Origin of the sequence: Spirosoma sp., from assembly GCF_048594605.1 — a bacterium.
Classification (GTDB): Bacteria; Bacteroidota; Bacteroidia; order Cytophagales; family Spirosomataceae; genus Spirosoma.
Genome location: NZ_JBMDWV010000397.1, coordinates 1 through 18,740, shown reverse-complemented (window position 1 = coordinate 18,740; position 18,740 = coordinate 1). Strand labels below are relative to the sequence as shown.

Below are 18,740 nucleotides of genomic sequence, written 5' to 3'. Positions count from 1 at the left end.
GATCTGCGGACGGCCTATACCGCCTGGAAACGTACTGAACTTCGGCAGGCTGCGTAATTTAATTACCCCTCCAGTCAAGAACGACTCCGGCCCAAAGGAGACTTTGTTTATACATAGACAAAGCCCCCTTTTAGGCTGTTCTGTTACGTCCTCCAGTGAATACCAAGCTGACTGGCATTTTCCCGGTCTGTTTTATTCGTGTAGGAATTTAGGCTAAAAAGCTAAATGGCTGGTTCTTAGAAAATACATTCGGATCTGGCTAACGTAGCGCTTTTCAGAACGATTGCGCTAAAAAAACGGCGTCTTGCCGATTACTTTTTGTCAAATTAAAACCACAGCTTTACAAATGAGTTATTAGTGTACTGTTGGCTCTATACGTCGAACCAACACTCTTTCGAGCAGTTGAATGCAATCTGATACCACCAAATCAGCAAACCAGGCCTCTGGCAAAGCCGTCACGACCCGGCGATTTGATCGTTTTTTTCTTGAACTAGCGGAAGTAGCTGGGTTTGTCGGCCGTTTCTTTCGCGAGGCCTTATTGCCGCCCTACGAGTTCAAGGAGATTGTTCGGCAATGTTACGAAGTAGGTTTTAGGTCTTTGCTGCTGATCTCCACCACCGGATTTATTACGGGTATCGTATTTACCAATCAGTCGCGCCCGTCGCTGGCTGATTTTGGTGCTACGTCCTGGCTGCCATCGCTCATTGCCATCGCTATAGTGCGAGCGCTGGGCCCACTCGTAACGGCACTGATTGCCGCCGGTAAAGTGGGGTCAAGTATCGGGGCTGAGCTGGGTTCCATGAACGTAACGGAACAGATCGACGCACTGGAAGTTTCCGGCACCGATCCTTTTAAATTCCTGGTCGTCAGCCGGGTTATTGCCACTTCATTTACGATTCCACTCTTGACGATGTACACCATTTTTGTTGCGTTGATTGGTGCTTACATCAACGTAAATCAGAACGAGCAAACGAGTTTTACGTCGTACATACAGGAAGTTTTCGGAGCCATTACGTATCTGGACATTTTTGCCTCTGTCCTTAAATCCATCGTTTTTGGGTTTACAATAGGCATGGTTGGGTGTTATAAAGGCTACCACTCCTCAAAAGGAACCGAAGGCGTTGGCAAGGCCGCTAATTCATCGGTTGTTACGGCTATGTTTCTGGTTTTTATTGAAGAACTTCTTTCCCTTCAGATTGTTAGTGCAATCCGGGGGAGTTAACTATACTTTTGAATGATTGAATAATTGAGTGATAGAATGGCCAATGCATACCAATTCAATCATTCAACCAGTCAATCATTCAGTCATTACAAGTTATGGCTGAAAATACGGAACCGATCATTCACATAGAGGGATTGAAGAAGTCCTTCGGCGACCTGCACGTACTGCGGGGCGTAGACCTGGATGTTCATCGGGGCGAAAATGTGGTTGTTCTGGGTCGGTCGGGTACGGGTAAGTCCGTATTGATAAAAATTCTGGTCGGTTTACTCAAACCCGATGCCGGACGCGTTATGGTGCTCGGCCAAGACGTTGAGACGTTGAGAGGAAAAGAACTGGATGAATTTCGTCAGAAAGTTGGGTTTTCATTTCAGAACAGTGCCCTGTACGACAGCATGAGCATCCGGGAGAATCTGGAGTTTCCACTGGTTCGAAACATCCGCAATTTAAGTCGCAGCGAAATCGACCAGGCGGTTGAAAAAGCGCTGGACGATGTTGGACTCTCGCAAACGATCAATCAGATGCCCTCGGAGCTATCGGGCGGTCAGCGGAAACGTATCGGTATTGCCCGAACACTGATACTCAAGCCTGAAATCATGCTATACGATGAACCAACGGCGGGTCTGGATCCGATCACGAGCGTTGAAATCAATAACCTGATCAACGATGTTCGCGAGCGGCTGGGAGCTACCTCTATTATTATTACGCACGATCTGACCTGTGCCAAAACCACCGGCGACCGGGTGGCGATGCTGCTGGATGGGCGCTTCGCACGGATAGGTACGTTCGACGACGTTTTCGCCGATCCTGACGAGCGTATCCAGCAATTTTACGAATACAAATTTGTGAATTGAACAGAATAAGCCGTCAGTCGTTAGTCAATAGTCGATCGTACTTTTCACGCTCTATTTTCTAACGTACTGGTTAATGATGATCGACTGACACCTATTGACTAACGACTTCCTATGAGTACCGAATCGAACAGACGTTCCGTTGTTGTCGGCATTTTTGTCCTGCTGGGACTTGTGATTTTTATAGCAGGCGTTTTTGTGCTGGGTGGCCAGCAAAAACGATTTACCAAAAGTATTCGACTGATAACCATTTTTAAAGACGTAGGTGGCCTTAAAGTTGGAAACAACGTCTGGTTTTCAGGGGTAAAGATTGGCACCGTCAAGCGAATCAGTTTCACCGGCACGGCACAGGTAGAAGTGGATTTGAACATTGAGCAAAGTTCACAGCAATACATTCGGAAAGACGCCAACGCCAGCATTGGCAGCGACGGGCTGATCGGCAATAAAATTGTTGTGATCGCGGGCGGAACAAACAGCCATCCAGAAGTAGAAGACGGCGACAAGCTCAAAACATCAGAGGCCCTGAGCTCTGACCAGATCATGGCGACCCTCCAGGAAAATAACAACAACCTACTCCGGGTCACAAACGACTTCAAGGAGCTGGTGGGTAATCTTCGCCGGGGTAAAGGAACTGTAGGAGCCGTTCTGACCGACTCACTGGTGGCCGAAAACTTCAAGCGGGCGATGCGCAATCTGGAACGTGCTTCCGACAATACGGTGAAAGTTACTGGCTCTGTTTCGCAATTTGCGGCTAAACTCAACAGGCCCGGTACGTTGGCAAATGAACTGGTAACGGACACCACCATATTTCGGCGATTCAGCCGGTCGGCGTCCCGACTCGAAGATGTGGCCACCTCAGCCGATAAAGCCGTTACGAACCTGAACCGTAGCTCAGAGAATCTGTATCGTACTTCGGAGAAACTAAATAATACGAATACGCCACTGGGTGTACTCCTTTCCGACCAGCAGGCAGCCAGCAACTTACGTACAACCCTCAGTAACTTAAGCAAAGGAAGTGCTCTGCTGAATGAAGATTTAAAGGCTGCCCAGAGCAATTTTCTGTTACGTGGCTTTTTCAAAAAACAGGCGAAGGAAGTTGCCAAACAAAAGGCCGACAGTACCAAAGCTGCTCAAACGCAGCCCTGATGTATACCCAGGCGCCACAACCAACACGAAGGTTTTTGTGGCGCCCGAGTATACATTGGGTTAGCTAATGAATCTTACTCCCGCTCTACCGAACTGGCGCCACTTACGCGCTGACGTAGCGAGGGACTACCCAGGTATCGCACCGAACTGGCGCCACTGGCCTCAACCACCAATGAATTCGCTACGTTAACATTGGCTTTGCTGGCGCCACTGGCATCGAGATTGGCTTCGCTGACCGGATAGCTAAATCCTTGCAGCAGCGATGCGCCCGACAGATTCGCAGTCAAGGACGTACCATTTCCGTTCATACGCAGTTTTGAAGCACCCGACAGCTCTACGTTCGTTCGGGCAGACTGTACCGTAAATTCACCTTCAGAAGCACCCGAAAGCCTTACGTCCAGATCCGACAAATCAGTAAATCCAGTGATGGTAGACCGGGCAGCGCCCGAAAAATCGACACCCCGTAACGTCGGCATGGTGATCCGGAACGTAGTGGAGTACTTGCGGTTTCGAGAAACCCGATACTGAGCTCTCAACGTACCGTTTCTCGTATATACATCCAGGTCATCCAGGTTACGGCGATCGCCTTCTACCGTAATACTATACGTAGGCCCCTGCTGTACCGTAACCGTAAAGGCACTACCCATATCCAGACGATCAAAGTTGGTGAAGCTGTACGTTTGCTGAGCACTCTGATACGGTCCGACATCCTCCCGCTTTAAGGAGCATCCCGCCAGTCCAATCAATAAGGCCATGAGGCCAATTCCATAACATTGTTTGTAGATTCTCATGATTTGTCTTAGTTTACCAGGACGTAGCACTGTCAACTACCCCTTTTTGCAAGCATGACAATCCATTGAGACTTCCCCCCTACGTGATAAAAAAATATTTTTTCCAATTCATGATCACTGTCCGACCAAGCCTAATCTACCAGCGTCCGTAGCGCAGGCCAACCTGAAAACCAATCCAGCCGGAGTGTAGCGTATTGCTATATGAATCGGTGCGGTCGGCGAAAAGCGTTACGTCCGGCTGAAGCAATGGGCGGGGTCGACCGTCGTTGCTGAAATACCAGTTGAAGGAGGGACCAAAGGCCAGCGACAGGCGACCACTGAGTTTGGTTTCGAGTAACGTGTTTAAGCGGATATGGTTGTTCCATTCACCCGAATAGTTGCCATCGAAATAAAACAAATGATGGTAGATCGCTTCCAGATTGAATAACGTAGCGCGCGACAAACGAGATGCCGAACCGATACCATACCCGGCACTTAATCGGGGGCTGCCATCGCGACCGAAACTATGACCTGCCGTAAGGATATTATAGAAATGACGGACTCCCGTCCGGAAGGTGACGTTCAGCATATTGACTTCGTTGGCCGCCACTTCTACACGTTGATAACCGCCTTTCCGAATGTAACTCAACAAACCAATGGGCGCGCTGCCAACCGTATCGGCCACGTTGAACAACCCGATCTGATGCCCCGACGTAACACGCCGGGCCCGGTTGAGGATCCCACTAATCTGCCAGCCTTTTACGTCGTTATGGGTGTAATTCGCCAGTCCAGCCAGCTGCATACCCCGAATGGATTGAGCTGCTACGTTAACCAAACCGCCGATCTGCATGCCGCGCACATCCTCATTGGTGTAATTGGCCATACCCGCCAGTTGAAGCCCGTCAACTGACTTCCCAACCGAATTGGCTAAGCCGGCAACCTGAACCCCCGTTACGTTCTGATCCGTATAATTGGCCAGTCCTCCTACCTGCACAGCCTGTACATTTCCACCCACTACGTTGGCCAGCCCAGCCGCCTGAAAACCATGAACATCCGCCCGAACCAGATTGGCTAAGCCACCTACTTCCAGGGTACGTACGCTAAATGAGTACCCAACCAGGGCATTGAAAGACAGCCGGTTGCTGATACGTCCGCTCAGGCGATGATTGGTACCAATGAACGGAAGAAACGATACCTGCCAGTCGCGGTAGAGTGTATCCCGACTCAGGTTAATATCGTGAATCGCCTGCTGAGCCGAAACGAAAAGCTTTGAAATGCTTGCCAGCCCCTGATCAACCACAGACACGGGCTGCGGTGGTATTGAATCAATTGTCGGAGTTGGCATTTCGACAGGTACGCTTGATAACGACGAAGCAACCGATCTGAGCGTATCTTCGGTCACGCGAATGGGCAGCGTCTGCACCGTAGACGTAACCGGCGGTTGGGGTGTCATCCGGATAGTAACGGAGTGCGAAATACGCGACCGCACCACAACCGTTTCGCCCTGGTAGGCCTGTTTCCGTACATCCAAACGTACGGTCGGTAAGTTTGTGGGCAATTGCAGCCGGTAATAACCAAACGGGTTGCTCACGGTTGAGGCCAGTGTGGTTTTCTCAAATACGCTGGCCCTTCCGATACGTTCGCCCGTTTGTTCATCCAGAATATAGCCATCCAGAAGGAAGTTCTTCGGCTCGGCTTCGGCAGGCTCGGCCTGAACCAGAATTACGTGGTTGCCCCGTGATTTAAACGTAACCCGGTTTCTGAACACCCGGTTGAGCACTTCCCGAACCGGTGTATTGGTTGCCCGAACCGTAACGACTGCGTTGACATCAATACGACTGGCATTATACGAAAACTCAAACTGCCCGGCCCGGCTAATCTGACGCAGCGCATTGTCAACGGTAGCGTTGCGGATATCAACCGATATTAACCGATCCAGCGGTGAGGGCACCTGAGCCAGCAACCGGATGTTTATGAAGAAAAGCAAAAAAATAGAATAGCGAATCGAGTTCATTTCCAGTAGGTTTTTCGTAAAGACACCCATCTGAGCTGTTCCCCCTATGTGTTTTTTCAGGCACCCCTGCTACCTATTGGCATCCAGCGCCTTCCAGAATTACCTGGCGACCTTTGTAGCGAATATGCAAGCCAAATGTTTCGGCCGTTACGTTCAGAACCGTATCCAGGGGGGCTTTATCGAAGCGAGTCGTCAGGCGGCAATTGGCCAGTTGATCATTCGCTAGCCGCACATCTGCATTATAAAACTGGTTAATGGCTTTCACTACGTCGGTGAGCGGTTCGTTTTTAAAGACAAGCTGACCCGTTTTATAGGCAAATGCGTTGGCTGACAACAGCGGTGCCCGTCGGATCGTGTCGGCTCCGGATTCAAACGTAGCCTGCTGATTCTGTGTCAGCAAAACCGCTTTTCGCCCCCCCGAAAAGCGTACTTTTCCGGTTCGAACCGCTACGCTCACATTCCGATTGTAAGCCTGTACGCTGAAGGATGTACCCAACACCTGCACAACGGTTGTGCGGGCCTGAATACGAAAGGGTCGTGCGGCATCCGGCGCTACGTCGAAATAGGCCTCACCCGTCAGCGTTACGTCGCGCAGGTCGTCGGAGAAAGTCGTTGGATACGTCAGCGTTGAATGACGATTCAGCAGAATTTTTGTTCCATCGGGTAAGGTCTTACTAATTTTCTGATCGGCGGTAACCAGCGTCACGATATTGGCAGCCGGATGGTCGTGCCCCATAAAAAGTAGCTGGAACGACAGCCAGCCAAAGCTCGTTGCCAGGATCAGGACAGCCGCTATCCGGTAAAAAATCTGGTTCCGATCCGTCTTGTCTTCGCTACGTTGCCGGTGCAACGGCTTGATAACCGGATCAGTTGCTCTTTCTGAATCGCCCGGCTTCGCGCTCATTTTTCCCTGAACCGCTTTCCAGGCGGCATTGGTATCGAACGCGGGAGGCTGGCTGGCTTCCGACTGAGACAGATCCGGCGGGTTGATTCGTGATGACGTTTGCGCCGGATTGGCAGCATCCCAGATCCGTTCAAATTTCGCAAAATCGTTCTGAGTAGGCTCAGCCGGGTTGTTTCCACGACTGGCAAGCCACTGACGGACCCGCGCGGATTCGGCCGGATCGGTTTCACCCGCCAGAAACTTGCCCAGCATGGCGTCGTCTATTGGTAATTGATCGGCCATAGATTATACAGGAACAATTGCGAACGAACTAAGTAAAACAGGTAATGAAAAATCGACTAGCGACAGCAATAGCAGGTTCGTGTCGTGTAGCCACCCAAGCTTGTCCATCAGCCATTCTGCGTTGTACAGGAGAACAAATGTAATGGCTAAATACTCACTCAGTTCCGTACGCAGGATACGTAACGCTTTGCCAATCTGATTTTCGACCGTCTTGATGGAAATGCCCAGCTGATCAGCTATTTCGCTGTATTTCAACTCGTCAAATCGGCTGAGGCTAAAAACCAGTCGGCATTGCTCAGGTAGTTTCTGGATGGCAATCTGTAAGCGGCTTGCCAGCTCGTCGCCAATCACCGTCTGCGCAGGCGAATCCACCCGCTGTTCACCCATGTAACGTGTATATTCCCGGTGCTCATCCCGAACGGCGGCATGTTTAATGCGGTTCAGGCATCGGTTATGCACCGCCCGAAACAGATACGATTTCAACGAAATACTGATAATGAGCCCGTTACGTTTCTCCCACAGTGCCAGAAACATAGCCTGTACTTCCTCTTCGGCATCATCAGGATCGGATAAAAATTGACAGGCATACCGACACAAGGATGCGTAATGCTGTCGAAACACATCTTCAAAAGCGCGTTCGCTACCGGCTCGGATAGCGTCAATAACGTCCTGCTCAGTTGGTGGCACTGACTTGGTCTGGTAGATGATAGAAGGCTGCAAAGCTATCATTTGTGCCGAACATCTGCTTGTTCGGCATTATGACACTTATCAACCGGTTTCCCCCTACTGCTTTGTCAAATTTATTTTAGGCAGTGAGTTGTAGAACAGAAAAACACTGATTTACAGGGCCAAATGTACTGAACGAACCGGCTCTCCGTAGAAAACAGTTGCCTGCCGATCGAAATCAGCGGCAGAGTCAGTTGTCAGAAATGTCCGTCGCCCCTGTTTACTGCACTGTTCCTCAATTTCAGGATGACGTAGCAAATAATCAGCCAGCCGCTCAGCCACGATATTGCCCTGGCTCAAAATCGTTACGTTGGGGGGAGCCGCCTGCCGGATTTTTTCGAGCAGAAGCGGATAGTGCGTACAAGCCAGTAACAACGTATCGATAGCGGGCGATTTTTCCATCAACCGGTCGATGTGCTGCTTTACAAAATAATCGGCGCCGGGACTAGCGTATTCACCATTCTCAACCAGCGGTACCCACATCGGGCAAGCCTCCTGAACGACGTTCAACTCCGGAAAAAACTTAGCGATTTCTACCAGGTACGACTCCGACGTAACGGTTCCGCGTGTGGCCAGAATACCAACATGCCCCGCCTGCGAATACGTACCGATTACTTCCGTCGTGGGCCGAATAACACCCAGCACCCGACGATCGGGAGCAAGTGCAGGCAAATCCAGTTGCTGAATATTACGTAGCGCTTTCGCCGATGCGGTGTTGCAGGCCAGAATGACCAGTCGGCAGCCCCGGTCGAACAGATGCCGAACACATTCGAGTGTGTACTGATAAACGGTATCGAACGAGCGTGTACCGTAAGGAGTCCGGGCATTATCGCCCAGATAAACGTAATCGTACTGAGGTAATTTACGAACAATTTCCCGCAAAACAGTCAGGCCACCATAGCCCGAATCAAAAACGCCAATGGGTTGATTCATAGACAAAAATAGCCATTAGCGGTTACTTGTAAACCTTAAAATCGATAATCCTGAACAATCATGCAGCCTGCTTTACAAAACATCCTGAACAGCAGTATATTCACGGCTGATCCAGACTACTCGCAGCGTTCCTCTACCACCGTATATGTCAGGTTTGCGTCCCATTCTTTTTTATGCACTACTCCTGTTGGGCATTACTGATCAGGCAGTCGGCCAGTCACGCTCACTTTGGCAGGGTGAGGTGGAAATAGGCAGTATTCTTTCATCCGAATCCGCCACACCTTTCTGGTTACGTACCAACCAGTACGGTATCATTCCTAAACAGGCTCCGGCGGGTCTTCTTCAGGCGTCGATCGGCAAATCTTATCAACGACCAGATTCTGCCCGTTCCCGCAAAATCGACTGGGGTTTTAAGCTGAATCCAGTCGTTACGTACACCCAAACCGATCAAGCAAAGGTGTTACTTCCCGAAGCGCATCTAAAAATCCGATTCAGGTCCATCGAACTGTACATCGGTCGCCGACGGGAGGTTACGGGTCTGGGCGATACTACGTTGTCGTCGGGGTTTTACGCGGTCTCTGGCAATGCGCTTCCCGTTCCGAAACTGCAACTAGGCACGATTGGCTACGCTCCGCTGCATTTCACAAAAGACTTTGTAGCCATCAATGCCGCCTTTTCGCACGGTTGGTTTAACGTACCGTATATTCAGGGCGTGCGGTTGCATCAGAAACATGTCTACCTGCGATTAGGAAAACCGGCTTCGACCTGGAAAGCCTATGCAGGCGTTAATCACAATGTACAGTGGGCTGGTCATGCCGATTATTTAAAGCAGCAGCCGGATGTAGCCGATGTTAACGGTTACCTGCCTTCCGACTGGAGTTTTTACAAATATGTCGTGCTTTCGTACACGCCCAAGGATTGGGACAAGCTGGCCGGCTACACATCCTTCGACAGTTACCGCGTCGGAAACAGTGCTGGCAGTATTGATTTTGGCGTTGAGCTGAACAACGCCACTGGCCGTTGGCTGGCGTACTATCAGCACGCTTATGAAGACGTTTCGGGGATTGTTTTCAAGAATTTGCCCGATGGCCTCTGGGGGCTCAGTTACGTACCGAAATCAGAAAAAACAGCTTCTTTCCGATTCAATCGGCTAACCCTTGAGTATCTGACAACCAAGGATCAGTCAGGCTCTACGTTCTATATTCCCGGTAGCACGTATCAGGGGGGCGACAATTATTATAACCATAGTCAGTACGTTCAGGGCTGGTCGTATTTCGGCCGAACGATTGGTACGCCATTTATCGCGCCGGGGCAGGATTTTGACGACAAGTCTATTCTGAAAGGAGGGCAATTTTTCCCGAATAACCGCATCGATATGTGGTACGTTGGGCTGCAGGCCTCTTATCGAAATGCATTGTTTCAGCTTCGTACGTCCTACAGCGAAAACTACGGTACGTATAGAGATCCGCCACCCGGCAGCGCTACTCAGTTTTCGGGATTACTTTCGGCGCAAATGCCCATTTCCCGTTGGACCAATACGTATTTACTGGCCAGAATAGCGGTGGACGATGGCGGTTTGTTTACCAATACGACGGGCGGATATATTGGTCTGAAAAAAAGATGGTGATACCAAAAACAGAACTTCCCGAAAGAACAGTACTTTCGGGAAGTTGCTACGTAGTCCGTTAAATCTTAATTACCCGAGTAACGCTTTGCCTTGTTCCAGAGCAGCATCCAGGCCTGCCGGATCAGAACCACCAGCGGTTGCAAAGAACGGCTGGCCTCCGCCCCCACCTTTGATATTTTTGGCGAGTTCTTTTACAATTTGCCCCGCGTTCAGCTTTTTATCCTGAATCAGGGAGTCGGGCAACATAACCGCAAGCTGCGGTTTTCCATTGATGTCGGCCCCCAGCACGAGCGCCAGGTTATCTACTTTTGCTTTCAGGTCGTAAGCCAGTTGTTTGAGTGCGTCAGCCGATGGTACGTCTACTTTTTCGACCAGACGAGCGTGGCCGTTAACCGCTTCTACTTTATCCAGCAACTGGTTTTTCAACTGCTGCACTTTCTCGTTCTGTAACGTTTCAATCTGTTTCTGCAAGGCGCTACGTTCGTCCAGCAACGTCTGTACGGCTTTCACTACGTCTTTGGGCGCTTTGAGTAATTCTTTCAACTCACTCACAACGGCCATTTGCTCATTGACCAGCGTTTCGGCCCCCAATGCGGTTTTGGCTTCTACCCGTCGAACCCCCGTCGATACGGAACCCTCTGCCGTCAACTTGAACAGACCGATGTGGCCTGTGCGGTACACGTGCGTTCCACCGCAAAGCTCAACGGAATAGGCTGGATCGAACGTAATGACCCGAACAAAATCGCCGTATTTTTCACCGAACAAAGCGGTCGCGCCTAACGCTTTAGCTTCCTCAATAGGTACGTTCCGTTTTTCATACAGCGGAATATCTTCCCGGATTTTCTCATTCACAATCCGTTCCACTTCGGCGAGCTGCTCGTCTGTCACTTTACTGAAGTGCGAGAAATCGAAACGGAGTGCATCCGGCCCAACGTACGACCCTTTCTGCGCTACGTGGTTACCCAATACATCACGCAAAGCGGAGTGCAACAGGTGAGTAGCTGAGTGATTCGCAGCAATCAGCGCCCGACGGGACGTATTGATGACAGCATAAACCGAATCGGCCTGCGTCAGCAGATCGTCAATGCCCGCTACGTCCTGCACAATGTGAATAGCCAGGTCATTTTCTTTCTTCGTATCCAGTACCGTTAACGTACCAATCTGATCGGAGCCTGCGAACAGCTCAAGTGTACCCGTATCACCGATCTGCCCACCCGACTCCGCGTAGAATGGTGTTTTATCAAGGACAACCTGTATCTGCGTTCCCTGCTTATTCTGAATCTTGCGGTATTTTACGATTTGGGCATAAGCCTCCGGCTGGTCATAGCCGACAAACTGGACTTTATCATCAAGTTCCGCTAATTCAATCCAGTCGCCAGCCGACGAAGCGGCATCTTTACGCGAACGAACTTTCTGCTCCTGAAGAGCTTTCTGAAAACCAGCTTCGTCGATACTTAGCCCTTTTTCGCGGGCGATCAGTGCCGTTAAGTCGGCTGGAAAACCGAACGTATCATTAAGTTCGAAAACAGTTTCGCCTTTCAGTTTAGTCGCATTTAGGCTTTCATTTATTCGTGTAGATGCTTCTTGAAATTGCTGACGTAGAGCTTCGCCTAACTTAGGTAAATTCTCGGTAGCAGTTTTAATAGTTTCAATTAAAGTTTTGTTCTGCTCTGTAAACTTTTGAACTGCTTCAATTGAAAGTTTATGCTGATTTAAAAACTCTAAGTTGATATTTTTAAAATTAGATGCAGCATTAGTAAATGATGGCACAACGGAATTAGCCAGCTTAATATTTTCAGTCAAAGGTTTAAGCTGCTCAGCTAATGAACTTGTTATTTGACTTAAAAATGCACTTGCTGTTGTGAGCTGATTGAGGGAGTCTTGTGTTATGTTATCAACTAATTTCAATCCTGTTCCGAGCGTACGCAGAAATGCAGCTTCCTCTTCCCGAATCACTGTAGCCACGAAATCGCGCTGGGCGTTCAATTCAGGAAAAACGTCGGCAAACTGTAACGCCAGCGTCGGCACCAGTTTGGTCATAAATGGTTCGGTTAAGCCGAGATACGAATACCCGTAGCGAATGGCCCGGCGCAGGATTCGGCGGATAACGTAACCCGCTTTCGCATTCGACGGCACGAGTCCGTCGGCAATGGCGAACGAGACCGCCCGGATGTGGTCGGCAATGACGCGCATCGCTACGTCTGACATACCCGTTCCAGCTTCGTATTTTTTACCCGACAGCTCTTCGATAACGGCGATGGTTCCCGAAAAAACGTCGGTATCGTAGTTCGATTTTTTCTGTTGAATGGCCATGCACAACCGCTCGAAACCCATGCCCGTATCGACGTGGCGCGCCGGTAACGGCTCCAGCGATCCATCGGCTTTCCGGTTGAACTGCATGAACACGAGGTTCCAGATTTCGACCACCTGTGGGTGATCGGCATTTACCAGTTCTTTGCCCGGTTTTTCGGCTACTTCCTCCGCCGAGCGCAAATCCACGTGAATTTCAGAACAGGGGCCACACGGGCCTGTATCGCCCATTTCCCAGAAATTATCCTTCTTGTTGCCGTAGATGATCCGGTCTTCGCCAACGATAGGTTTCCAGAGGTCAAACGCTTCCTGATCGAACGGTACGTTATCTTTCTTATCCCCCTGAAACACCGATACGTACAACCGATCTTTCGGCAGCTTGTAAATTTCCGTCAGCAATTCCCACGCCCACTCGATGGCTTCTTTTTTGAAATAATCGCCAAACGACCAGTTACCCAGCATCTCGAACATGGTGTGGTGATACGTATCAAATCCAACATCTTCGAGGTCATTGTGCTTACCCGACACGCGCAGACACTTCTGCGTATCGGCTACGCGCCTGGCCGGGGGCGTACCGTTGCCGAGGAAAAAATCTTTAAACTGCGCCATGCCTGAGTTGTTGAACATCAGCGTCGGGTCGTTTTTGGCAACAAGCGGAGCTGAGGAAACAATCAGGTGTTGTTTAGACTGAAAAAAGTCAAGAAAATGCCGGCGTATTTCGTGGGAAGTCATAAAAATAGTCGTATGTCAAAAGTCGATCGTCGTCTGTTTAAAACCGCACCCAAGAGTCCAATCGACCGTGTGGGCAGCCCTGTTCTGGCTTACGACTATCGACTAATTTTGCAAAAATACGCCAAAACTTGCAGGTTTCGTGGAACGTCTGCAAGTTTGTCAGATGGAAGAGTCGGGTAAACTATATTACGGGATCAAGGAGGTTGCAGAGATGTTTAACATCAATGCTTCCAAGCTTCGTTATTACGAGAAAGAATTTCCTTCGCTTCAGCCCAAGAAAAACCGCTCCGGCGACCGCATTTATACGAAAGCCGACATCGATCATCTGACTGAAATTATTGATCTCGTTACGCGTCAGAAATTCACCTTGCCCGGTGCTCGTGAATTTCTTGAAAAACGCGACGCCCGCCGACGTGAAAATGCCCGCCACATCAATAAGCTGATCAAAATCAAAGAATTTCTGGAGCAGATGCGGAATGAATTGAGTTAAAACGATTCAAATTCGGCTTTTTTCGCTGGTTACCGGGTAGGTATATATTCTGGAATTACGTCTTTTCAGGCAAAGACCTGTTCTCCTAAACCTCTACGTTTACCTGATTTACAGGCTGTTGCATCGCACTACGTCTGTCAGATACGTAAACCTACCCTTATGAACCTCAATTTAAAAGCGCAAGTCAGTAATACCTTCGATGCCATTGTGGTTGGCTCGGGTGTAAGTGGCGGCTGGGCAGCCAAAGAGCTTACCGAAAAAGGACTACGTGTTTTAATGCTGGAACGGGGCCGCAACCTCGAACACGTAACGGGCTACGACACCACGATGAAAGCGCCGTGGGAATTCGCTCATCGCGGCAAAGCCGTTCTGCCAACGGATAAAGACCCCGGTACGTACCGGATTCGGCCCATGAATGAAGAAAATGGTCATTTTGTGTTCGACGACCGCGATGCGCCTTACAAAGAAAATCATCCGTTCATGTGGTATCGCCCGAACATTCTGGGCGGAAAATCCATCATGTGGGGGCGTCAGAGTTACCGCTTGAGTGCGATGGATTTTGAAGCCAATGCCCGGGATGGATTCGGGAACGACTGGCCGATACGGTACAACGATTTGGCCCCATGGTATAGTTACGTAGAGCGGTTCGCAGGTATATCGGGCAGTAAGGAAGGACTGGCCCAACTGCCTGACGGCGAGTTTTTACCGCCCATGGATCTTAATTGTGTGGAGCAGCACGTTCGTCAGCAATTGAAATCCAAAATGAACCGCGTGCTGATGATCGGTCGGACGGCCAACCTCTCGAAAGCGAATCCTGTTCATACAGCGCTGGGTCGGACGGCCTGTCAGTACCGAAACAAATGCCATCAGGGATGCCCGTACGGTGGTTATTTCAGTACGTTGGCCACTACGTTGCCAGCCGCTCGCCAAACCAATCGGCTCACCGTCAGAACGGACAGTATTGTATCGGAGGTGCTGTTTGATGAAAAAACCCAACGAGCCAAAGGCGTTCGGATTATCGACGCCAAAACGCATCAGACGACCGAGTATTACGCCCGAATTATTTTCCTGAATGCGTCGGCCATGGCCACGAATTTTATTCTGATGAACTCCGTATCGAACCGTTTTCCGACCGGGTTTGGTAATGATAGTGGTACGTTGGGTAAATACATCATGGATCACCATTTTCAGGCTGGAGCAAATGCGCAGGCCGATGGAATGGGGTTTGACGATAAATACTACTACGGTCGACGCGCCAATGGCATTTATATTCCACGCTATCGGAATATCGGCAACGACAAGCGGGAGTATCTGCGCGGCTTCGGGTATCAGGGGGGCGCGTCGCGGTCGGGTTGGCAGCGGCTTATTGCCGAGGCTGGTTTCGGCGCCGATCTGAAAGAAAAAGCGAGTCAGCCCGGTCCCTGGAACATGGGTATCATGGGTTTTGCGGAATGCTTGCCCTACGAAGACAACCAGGTTACCCTCAATCGGGAGCGACTTGATAAATGGGGACTCCCCACGTTGACATTCGATGTAAAATTCCGCGAAAACGAGCATCTCATGCAGAAAGACATGATGAACGATGCCGCCGAAATGCTCGAAGCGGCTGGCCTGAAAAACATCAGTACGTATAACAATCATTCGGTTCCGGGCATGGCGGTTCACGAAACGGGTGGTGTTCGGATGGGGCGCGACCCGAAAACATCGATGCTCAACGCGCATAATCAGCTTTGGGCCGCCAAAAACGTATTCGTCACCGATGGCGCTTCGTTTGCATCGGTGGCATGCCAGAATCCTTCGCTTACGTTCATGGCCCTCACCGCCCGGGCTGCCGACTTTGCCGTTGGTGAACTGAAGCGGAAAAATCTGTAAGCACCGCCCTGCACAAAACCTGAGTATGAATCCGCTCAATCGCTTCCCATAACAGAAAGCGATTGGGCGGATTCATGACAAATCTTCATCAGCTACGTAACGCATGGCTACGTACTACGTCTACCATCTTAGACAGTCCCTAGCCTATTTTTTGTGTCCACCAATACCCACCACCAGATTGCCCTTACGCTTGTTCCCGGCGTGGGCAGTATTCTTATCCGCCAGTTAATTAGCTACTGCGGTTCAGCCGACGACGTATTCCGGTCGCCCTTTGCCCGACTGATCAAAATTCCCGGTATCGGCGACGTAACGGCGCGCGCTATTCTGAAACAAACTGTATTGTCCGAAGCAGAGCAGGTAGTGAAACGGCTCGAAAAACTAGGTGCATCCGCTGTTTTTTATACCGATAAAGCGTATCCAAATCGACTGAAAACGCTTTACGATGCCCCGGCGCTGCTCTATTTTCAGGGAGCAGGTAATTTGAACGCCCAACGTACTATTGGTCTGGTAGGTACGCGACAAGCCACGGATTACGGTCGACGTATCACGGCCGAAATCATCGAAGCGGTTTCTGCCTATGAAGTCAACGTAATTAGTGGATTAGCCTATGGCATCGACATCGCAGCTCACCGGGCCAGCCTGTCGAATGGCTTACCGACGATTGGCGTGATGGCTAGTGGCCTGGATATTATTTACCCGAATATCCATCAAAAAACAGCTCAGGAGATGCTTGTTTTGGGCGGTCTACTTACCGAAAGTGCGCCGGGCACCAAGCCCGATGCCCATCTCTTTCCGGCCCGCAATCGCATCATTGCCGGTCTGAGCGATGCCGTTGTAGTGGTGGAAGCCGCTGCCAAAGGCGGAGCATTGATTACGGCCGAATACGCCAATAATTACCATCGGGAAGTGTTTGCGGTACCGGGTCAATTGAATCAAACGTTCTCGGCAGGCTGCAATAAACTGATTCGGGAGAATAAAGCGCAGATTTATATTAATCCCAAAGACATTATTGAGGCATTGAACTGGGATCAACCCGCTTCTCCGACAGGTGAACACCGACTCTCGAAAAACGATTCGCTGCCCCTACCCGTTGATATTACAGACGAAGAGAGCCAGTTGATTGCGCTGCTACGTCAGTCGGCCGACCTGCATATTGACGACCTGAGCTGGAAAACACAGATACCCATGGGGCGGCTGGCTTCCCTCCTGCTCAATCTGGAATTTCGCGGCTTTGTCCGCTCCCTGCCGGGTAAGAAATACGCTGTCGTATACGTGTAAACGGCCTTATCAGACTTCGTTACAGAGCTACTGTCTAACGGGGATTTTACAACCGACGGGCGCTTGCTGACGTAGTGAATCTTCTAAGCCAGTACCGTCAATCATTGCCCAGTGCCCGATGATTTTTTCATCCATCAGCCGATAGCATCGGTAGCCTCCCGTACTTACCTGGGCACCAGTAGCTTCTATGCCGCGCCATTCACCAACATGAATCATTTCCATGTTAACTTTTAAAATCGTTTTGTTGATCTCTGTCACCTGATCTTCAATGATTGTCCGATGTGAAAACGACCGGCTAGTTGCTTGTATCCATTGTACTAGTCCAAAACGATCGGCCGGCAAAGCCGTTGGGAGTGAATGATCAATGTAATTGGGATGTAGATACGTATTGAGTTGATCAAATTGCTGCTGGTTCCAGATCACCTCAATGAAATCGACGATGAATTGTCGGGCTTGGTTTACGTCCATGTTCTTTTGATTTGCTTGAAACAAAAGTAGGTCACGACGCAGGCAACTATCTGTGACAAAAGTCAAAAAGCGATTCACTTCAATCTGCGGATTCGACTTAATGTTTCTCGACGAACGCCTAAAAAAGAAGCCAGGTGACCTAGCGGAAGGCGCTGCAACAGAGACGGATACCGTTGCCCCAACAGGGCATATCGTTCTTTTGCCGAATACAACCTGAACCACGAAGCCACTTCTTCCTGCTCTTCCAGTAAGGTTTCCAGCAACCGCCGGCCGAACGCTTCAATTTGGTGATGCTGCTGGTAAAGACGTATCAAATCCGCTTTAGCTACCCCCAGTAAGGTGGATGGCTCAAGCGCCTGAATAGCTAATTCGGAAGCTTGTCCGGAACGGAGGCTTTTCAGATCTGTTACAAACGAGTTTTCAAGCGCGAAGGCAATGTTACGTTCATCGCCCTCTTTCATGTAAAAGCTACGCAACAACCCTTCCTGAACAAGATAGATATGTTTACAGGTTTGGCCAGGCTGTAACAGAAAGTCCCCCCTACCCAGTTGAAACTCCCTGAATGCATCGTTAAAGGCAACCCAGCTTGGCTCATCCATCTCTACAAATCTCCTAACGGAAGTATGTAAAAGAGTCATACGACTGATCAGATTAGATAAAAAATGACTTGGATTTTAAAGAATTTATGTTTTACTTGCAATACAGTAAAACAACTATATTATATGGACTCATCAGAAAACAACGTAATCCCGCTGAATCCTGAAGTTCTACTCCGGGTAATGCTTTATAACGATACGTCGCGTCAATCAGCTACGCAACTGGCACCCGACGCCTGGGTGGATTTTGATACCGCTTTTGGCCCTACGTTTCAGACGGGAACAGAGCACCAGGTATCGTTTATGAATGATGACCGCAAATCAACGCCTTTCAGAGTGGTTGTTACCCACGGACCCTTGCTGGCACAGCAGCCCCATCCGGTCGATAAAGAAGTAATGGTTCCTGTTGCTACGTTGTATTTGATGCCTGCCGCCTAATCACTGCCCCGGGTCTCGCGGGAAAAACACCCAGCAACCGCCCCCCAAGCCCGTTAACCGCTACCACCACGCCCCAAAAAAACC

The 18,740-nt window shown here is 49.9% G+C and carries 16 protein-coding genes; 8 read left to right on the top strand and 8 right to left on the bottom strand.

Translation table 11 applies throughout. The features are described 5' to 3' along the window. Window positions 1-406: 406 nt before the first annotated feature. The 3 genes from ACOJS8_RS24830 to ACOJS8_RS24820 all read left to right on the top strand — a co-directional run bounded on the left by ACOJS8_RS24830 (window position 407) and on the right by ACOJS8_RS24820 (window position 3,216). Window positions 407-1,222 (top strand): MlaE family ABC transporter permease, encoded by an 816-nt coding sequence (locus ACOJS8_RS24830; protein WP_420151257.1) that lies wholly within the window; start codon window positions 407-409, stop codon window positions 1,220-1,222. Window positions 1,223-1,317: 95 nt separating this feature from the next. After that, the gene (locus ACOJS8_RS24825) at window positions 1,318-2,073 is read left to right on the top strand and encodes an ABC transporter ATP-binding protein (RefSeq protein WP_420151256.1); all 756 of its coding nucleotides are present in this window, start codon (window positions 1,318-1,320) and stop codon (window positions 2,071-2,073) included. Window positions 2,074-2,184: 111 nt separating this feature from the next. After that, complete coding sequence (locus tag ACOJS8_RS24820) at window positions 2,185-3,216, top strand: MlaD family protein (RefSeq protein ID WP_420151255.1); 1,032 nt, start codon at window positions 2,185-2,187, stop codon at window positions 3,214-3,216. Window positions 3,217-3,290: 74 nt separating this feature from the next. Here the strand turns inward: ACOJS8_RS24820 and ACOJS8_RS24815 are convergent, their stop codons facing one another. From ACOJS8_RS24815 to murI, 5 genes are all read right to left on the bottom strand, one after another. Next, window positions 3,291-4,007: a head GIN domain-containing protein gene (locus ACOJS8_RS24815; protein ID WP_420151254.1), complete on the bottom strand. Its 717-nt coding sequence runs from the start codon at window positions 4,005-4,007 to the stop codon at window positions 3,291-3,293. Window positions 4,008-4,143: 136 nt separating this feature from the next. Continuing rightward, a complete protein-coding gene (locus ACOJS8_RS24810) occupies window positions 4,144-6,000 on the bottom strand; it encodes an STN domain-containing protein (RefSeq protein ID WP_420151253.1) in 1,857 nt (618 codons plus the stop codon). Between the two features lie 73 nt (window positions 6,001-6,073). Further along, on the bottom strand, window positions 6,074-7,186 hold the full coding sequence (locus ACOJS8_RS24805; protein ID WP_420151252.1) for a FecR family protein: 1,113 nt from the start codon (window positions 7,184-7,186) through the stop codon (window positions 6,074-6,076). Window positions 7,187-7,189: 3 nt separating this feature from the next. Further along, window positions 7,190-7,915 (bottom strand): RNA polymerase sigma-70 factor, encoded by a 726-nt coding sequence (locus ACOJS8_RS24800; protein ID WP_420151251.1) that lies wholly within the window; start codon window positions 7,913-7,915, stop codon window positions 7,190-7,192. A 111-nt stretch (window positions 7,916-8,026) separates the two neighbouring features. After that, a complete protein-coding gene (gene murI, locus ACOJS8_RS24795) occupies window positions 8,027-8,845 on the bottom strand; it encodes a glutamate racemase (RefSeq protein ID WP_420151250.1) in 819 nt (272 codons plus the stop codon). A 145-nt stretch (window positions 8,846-8,990) separates the two neighbouring features. On the opposite strand from murI, the gene ACOJS8_RS24790 reads away from it, so the two are divergent. After that, window positions 8,991-10,472: a capsule assembly Wzi family protein gene (locus ACOJS8_RS24790; protein ID WP_420151249.1), complete on the top strand. Its 1,482-nt coding sequence runs from the start codon at window positions 8,991-8,993 to the stop codon at window positions 10,470-10,472. A gap of 69 nt (window positions 10,473-10,541) precedes the next feature. Here the strand turns inward: ACOJS8_RS24790 and alaS are convergent, their stop codons facing one another. Next, window positions 10,542-13,514: an alanine--tRNA ligase gene (alaS, locus tag ACOJS8_RS24785; RefSeq protein WP_420151248.1), complete on the bottom strand. Its 2,973-nt coding sequence runs from the start codon at window positions 13,512-13,514 to the stop codon at window positions 10,542-10,544. A gap of 139 nt (window positions 13,515-13,653) precedes the next feature. On the opposite strand from alaS, the gene ACOJS8_RS24780 reads away from it, so the two are divergent. The 3 genes from ACOJS8_RS24780 (at window position 13,654) to dprA (ending at window position 17,154) form a co-directional block, all read left to right on the top strand. Then, the gene (locus tag ACOJS8_RS24780) at window positions 13,654-14,004 is read left to right on the top strand and encodes a MerR family transcriptional regulator (RefSeq protein ID WP_420151247.1); all 351 of its coding nucleotides are present in this window, start codon (window positions 13,654-13,656) and stop codon (window positions 14,002-14,004) included. Window positions 14,005-14,163: 159 nt separating this feature from the next. Next, window positions 14,164-15,876: a GMC oxidoreductase gene (locus tag ACOJS8_RS24775; RefSeq protein ID WP_420151246.1), complete on the top strand. Its 1,713-nt coding sequence runs from the start codon at window positions 14,164-14,166 to the stop codon at window positions 15,874-15,876. A gap of 153 nt (window positions 15,877-16,029) precedes the next feature. Beyond that, window positions 16,030-17,154, top strand: a complete 1,125-nt coding sequence (dprA, locus tag ACOJS8_RS24770) for a DNA-processing protein DprA (protein WP_420151245.1) — start codon at window positions 16,030-16,032, stop codon at window positions 17,152-17,154. A 27-nt stretch (window positions 17,155-17,181) separates the two neighbouring features. Here the strand turns inward: dprA and ACOJS8_RS24765 are convergent, their stop codons facing one another. Both ACOJS8_RS24765 and ACOJS8_RS24760 read right to left on the bottom strand, forming a co-directional pair. Further along, window positions 17,182-17,622, bottom strand: coding sequence for an ester cyclase (locus ACOJS8_RS24765; RefSeq protein ID WP_420151244.1), 441 nt, complete (start codon window positions 17,620-17,622; stop codon window positions 17,182-17,184). A gap of 74 nt (window positions 17,623-17,696) precedes the next feature. Beyond that, window positions 17,697-18,260, bottom strand: a complete 564-nt coding sequence (locus ACOJS8_RS24760; protein WP_420151243.1) for a Crp/Fnr family transcriptional regulator — start codon at window positions 18,258-18,260, stop codon at window positions 17,697-17,699. Window positions 18,261-18,344: 84 nt separating this feature from the next. On the opposite strand from ACOJS8_RS24760, the gene ACOJS8_RS24755 reads away from it, so the two are divergent. Next, window positions 18,345-18,656 (top strand): hypothetical protein, encoded by a 312-nt coding sequence (locus ACOJS8_RS24755; protein ID WP_420151242.1) that lies wholly within the window; start codon window positions 18,345-18,347, stop codon window positions 18,654-18,656. Window positions 18,657-18,740 lie beyond the last annotated feature (84 nt).

What these genes read in the sequence shown, in the direction of transcription:
- ACOJS8_RS24815 (WP_420151254.1), bottom strand. Translation starts at nt 4,007, where the DNA reads ATGAGAATCTACAAACAATGTTATGGAATTGGCCTCATGGCCTTATTG.
- ACOJS8_RS24825 (WP_420151256.1), top strand. Translation starts at nt 1,318, where the DNA reads ATGGCTGAAAATACGGAACCGATCATTCACATAGAGGGATTGAAGAAG.
- ACOJS8_RS24760 (WP_420151243.1), bottom strand. Translation starts at nt 18,260, where the DNA reads ATGACTCTTTTACATACTTCCGTTAGGAGATTTGTAGAGATGGATGAG.
- murI (WP_420151250.1), bottom strand. Translation starts at nt 8,845, where the DNA reads ATGAATCAACCCATTGGCGTTTTTGATTCGGGCTATGGTGGCCTGACT.
- ACOJS8_RS24805 (WP_420151252.1), bottom strand. Translation starts at nt 7,186, where the DNA reads ATGGCCGATCAATTACCAATAGACGACGCCATGCTGGGCAAGTTTCTG.
- ACOJS8_RS24830 (WP_420151257.1), top strand. Translation starts at nt 407, where the DNA reads ATGCAATCTGATACCACCAAATCAGCAAACCAGGCCTCTGGCAAAGCC.
- ACOJS8_RS24765 (WP_420151244.1), bottom strand. Translation starts at nt 17,622, where the DNA reads ATGGACGTAAACCAAGCCCGACAATTCATCGTCGATTTCATTGAGGTG.
- ACOJS8_RS24775 (WP_420151246.1), top strand. Translation starts at nt 14,164, where the DNA reads ATGAACCTCAATTTAAAAGCGCAAGTCAGTAATACCTTCGATGCCATT.
- ACOJS8_RS24810 (WP_420151253.1), bottom strand. Translation starts at nt 6,000, where the DNA reads ATGAACTCGATTCGCTATTCTATTTTTTTGCTTTTCTTCATAAACATC.
- ACOJS8_RS24755 (WP_420151242.1), top strand. Translation starts at nt 18,345, where the DNA reads ATGGACTCATCAGAAAACAACGTAATCCCGCTGAATCCTGAAGTTCTA.
- ACOJS8_RS24820 (WP_420151255.1), top strand. Translation starts at nt 2,185, where the DNA reads ATGAGTACCGAATCGAACAGACGTTCCGTTGTTGTCGGCATTTTTGTC.
- ACOJS8_RS24790 (WP_420151249.1), top strand. Translation starts at nt 8,991, where the DNA reads ATGTCAGGTTTGCGTCCCATTCTTTTTTATGCACTACTCCTGTTGGGC.
- alaS (WP_420151248.1), bottom strand. Translation starts at nt 13,514, where the DNA reads ATGACTTCCCACGAAATACGCCGGCATTTTCTTGACTTTTTTCAGTCT.
- ACOJS8_RS24800 (WP_420151251.1), bottom strand. Translation starts at nt 7,915, where the DNA reads ATGATAGCTTTGCAGCCTTCTATCATCTACCAGACCAAGTCAGTGCCA.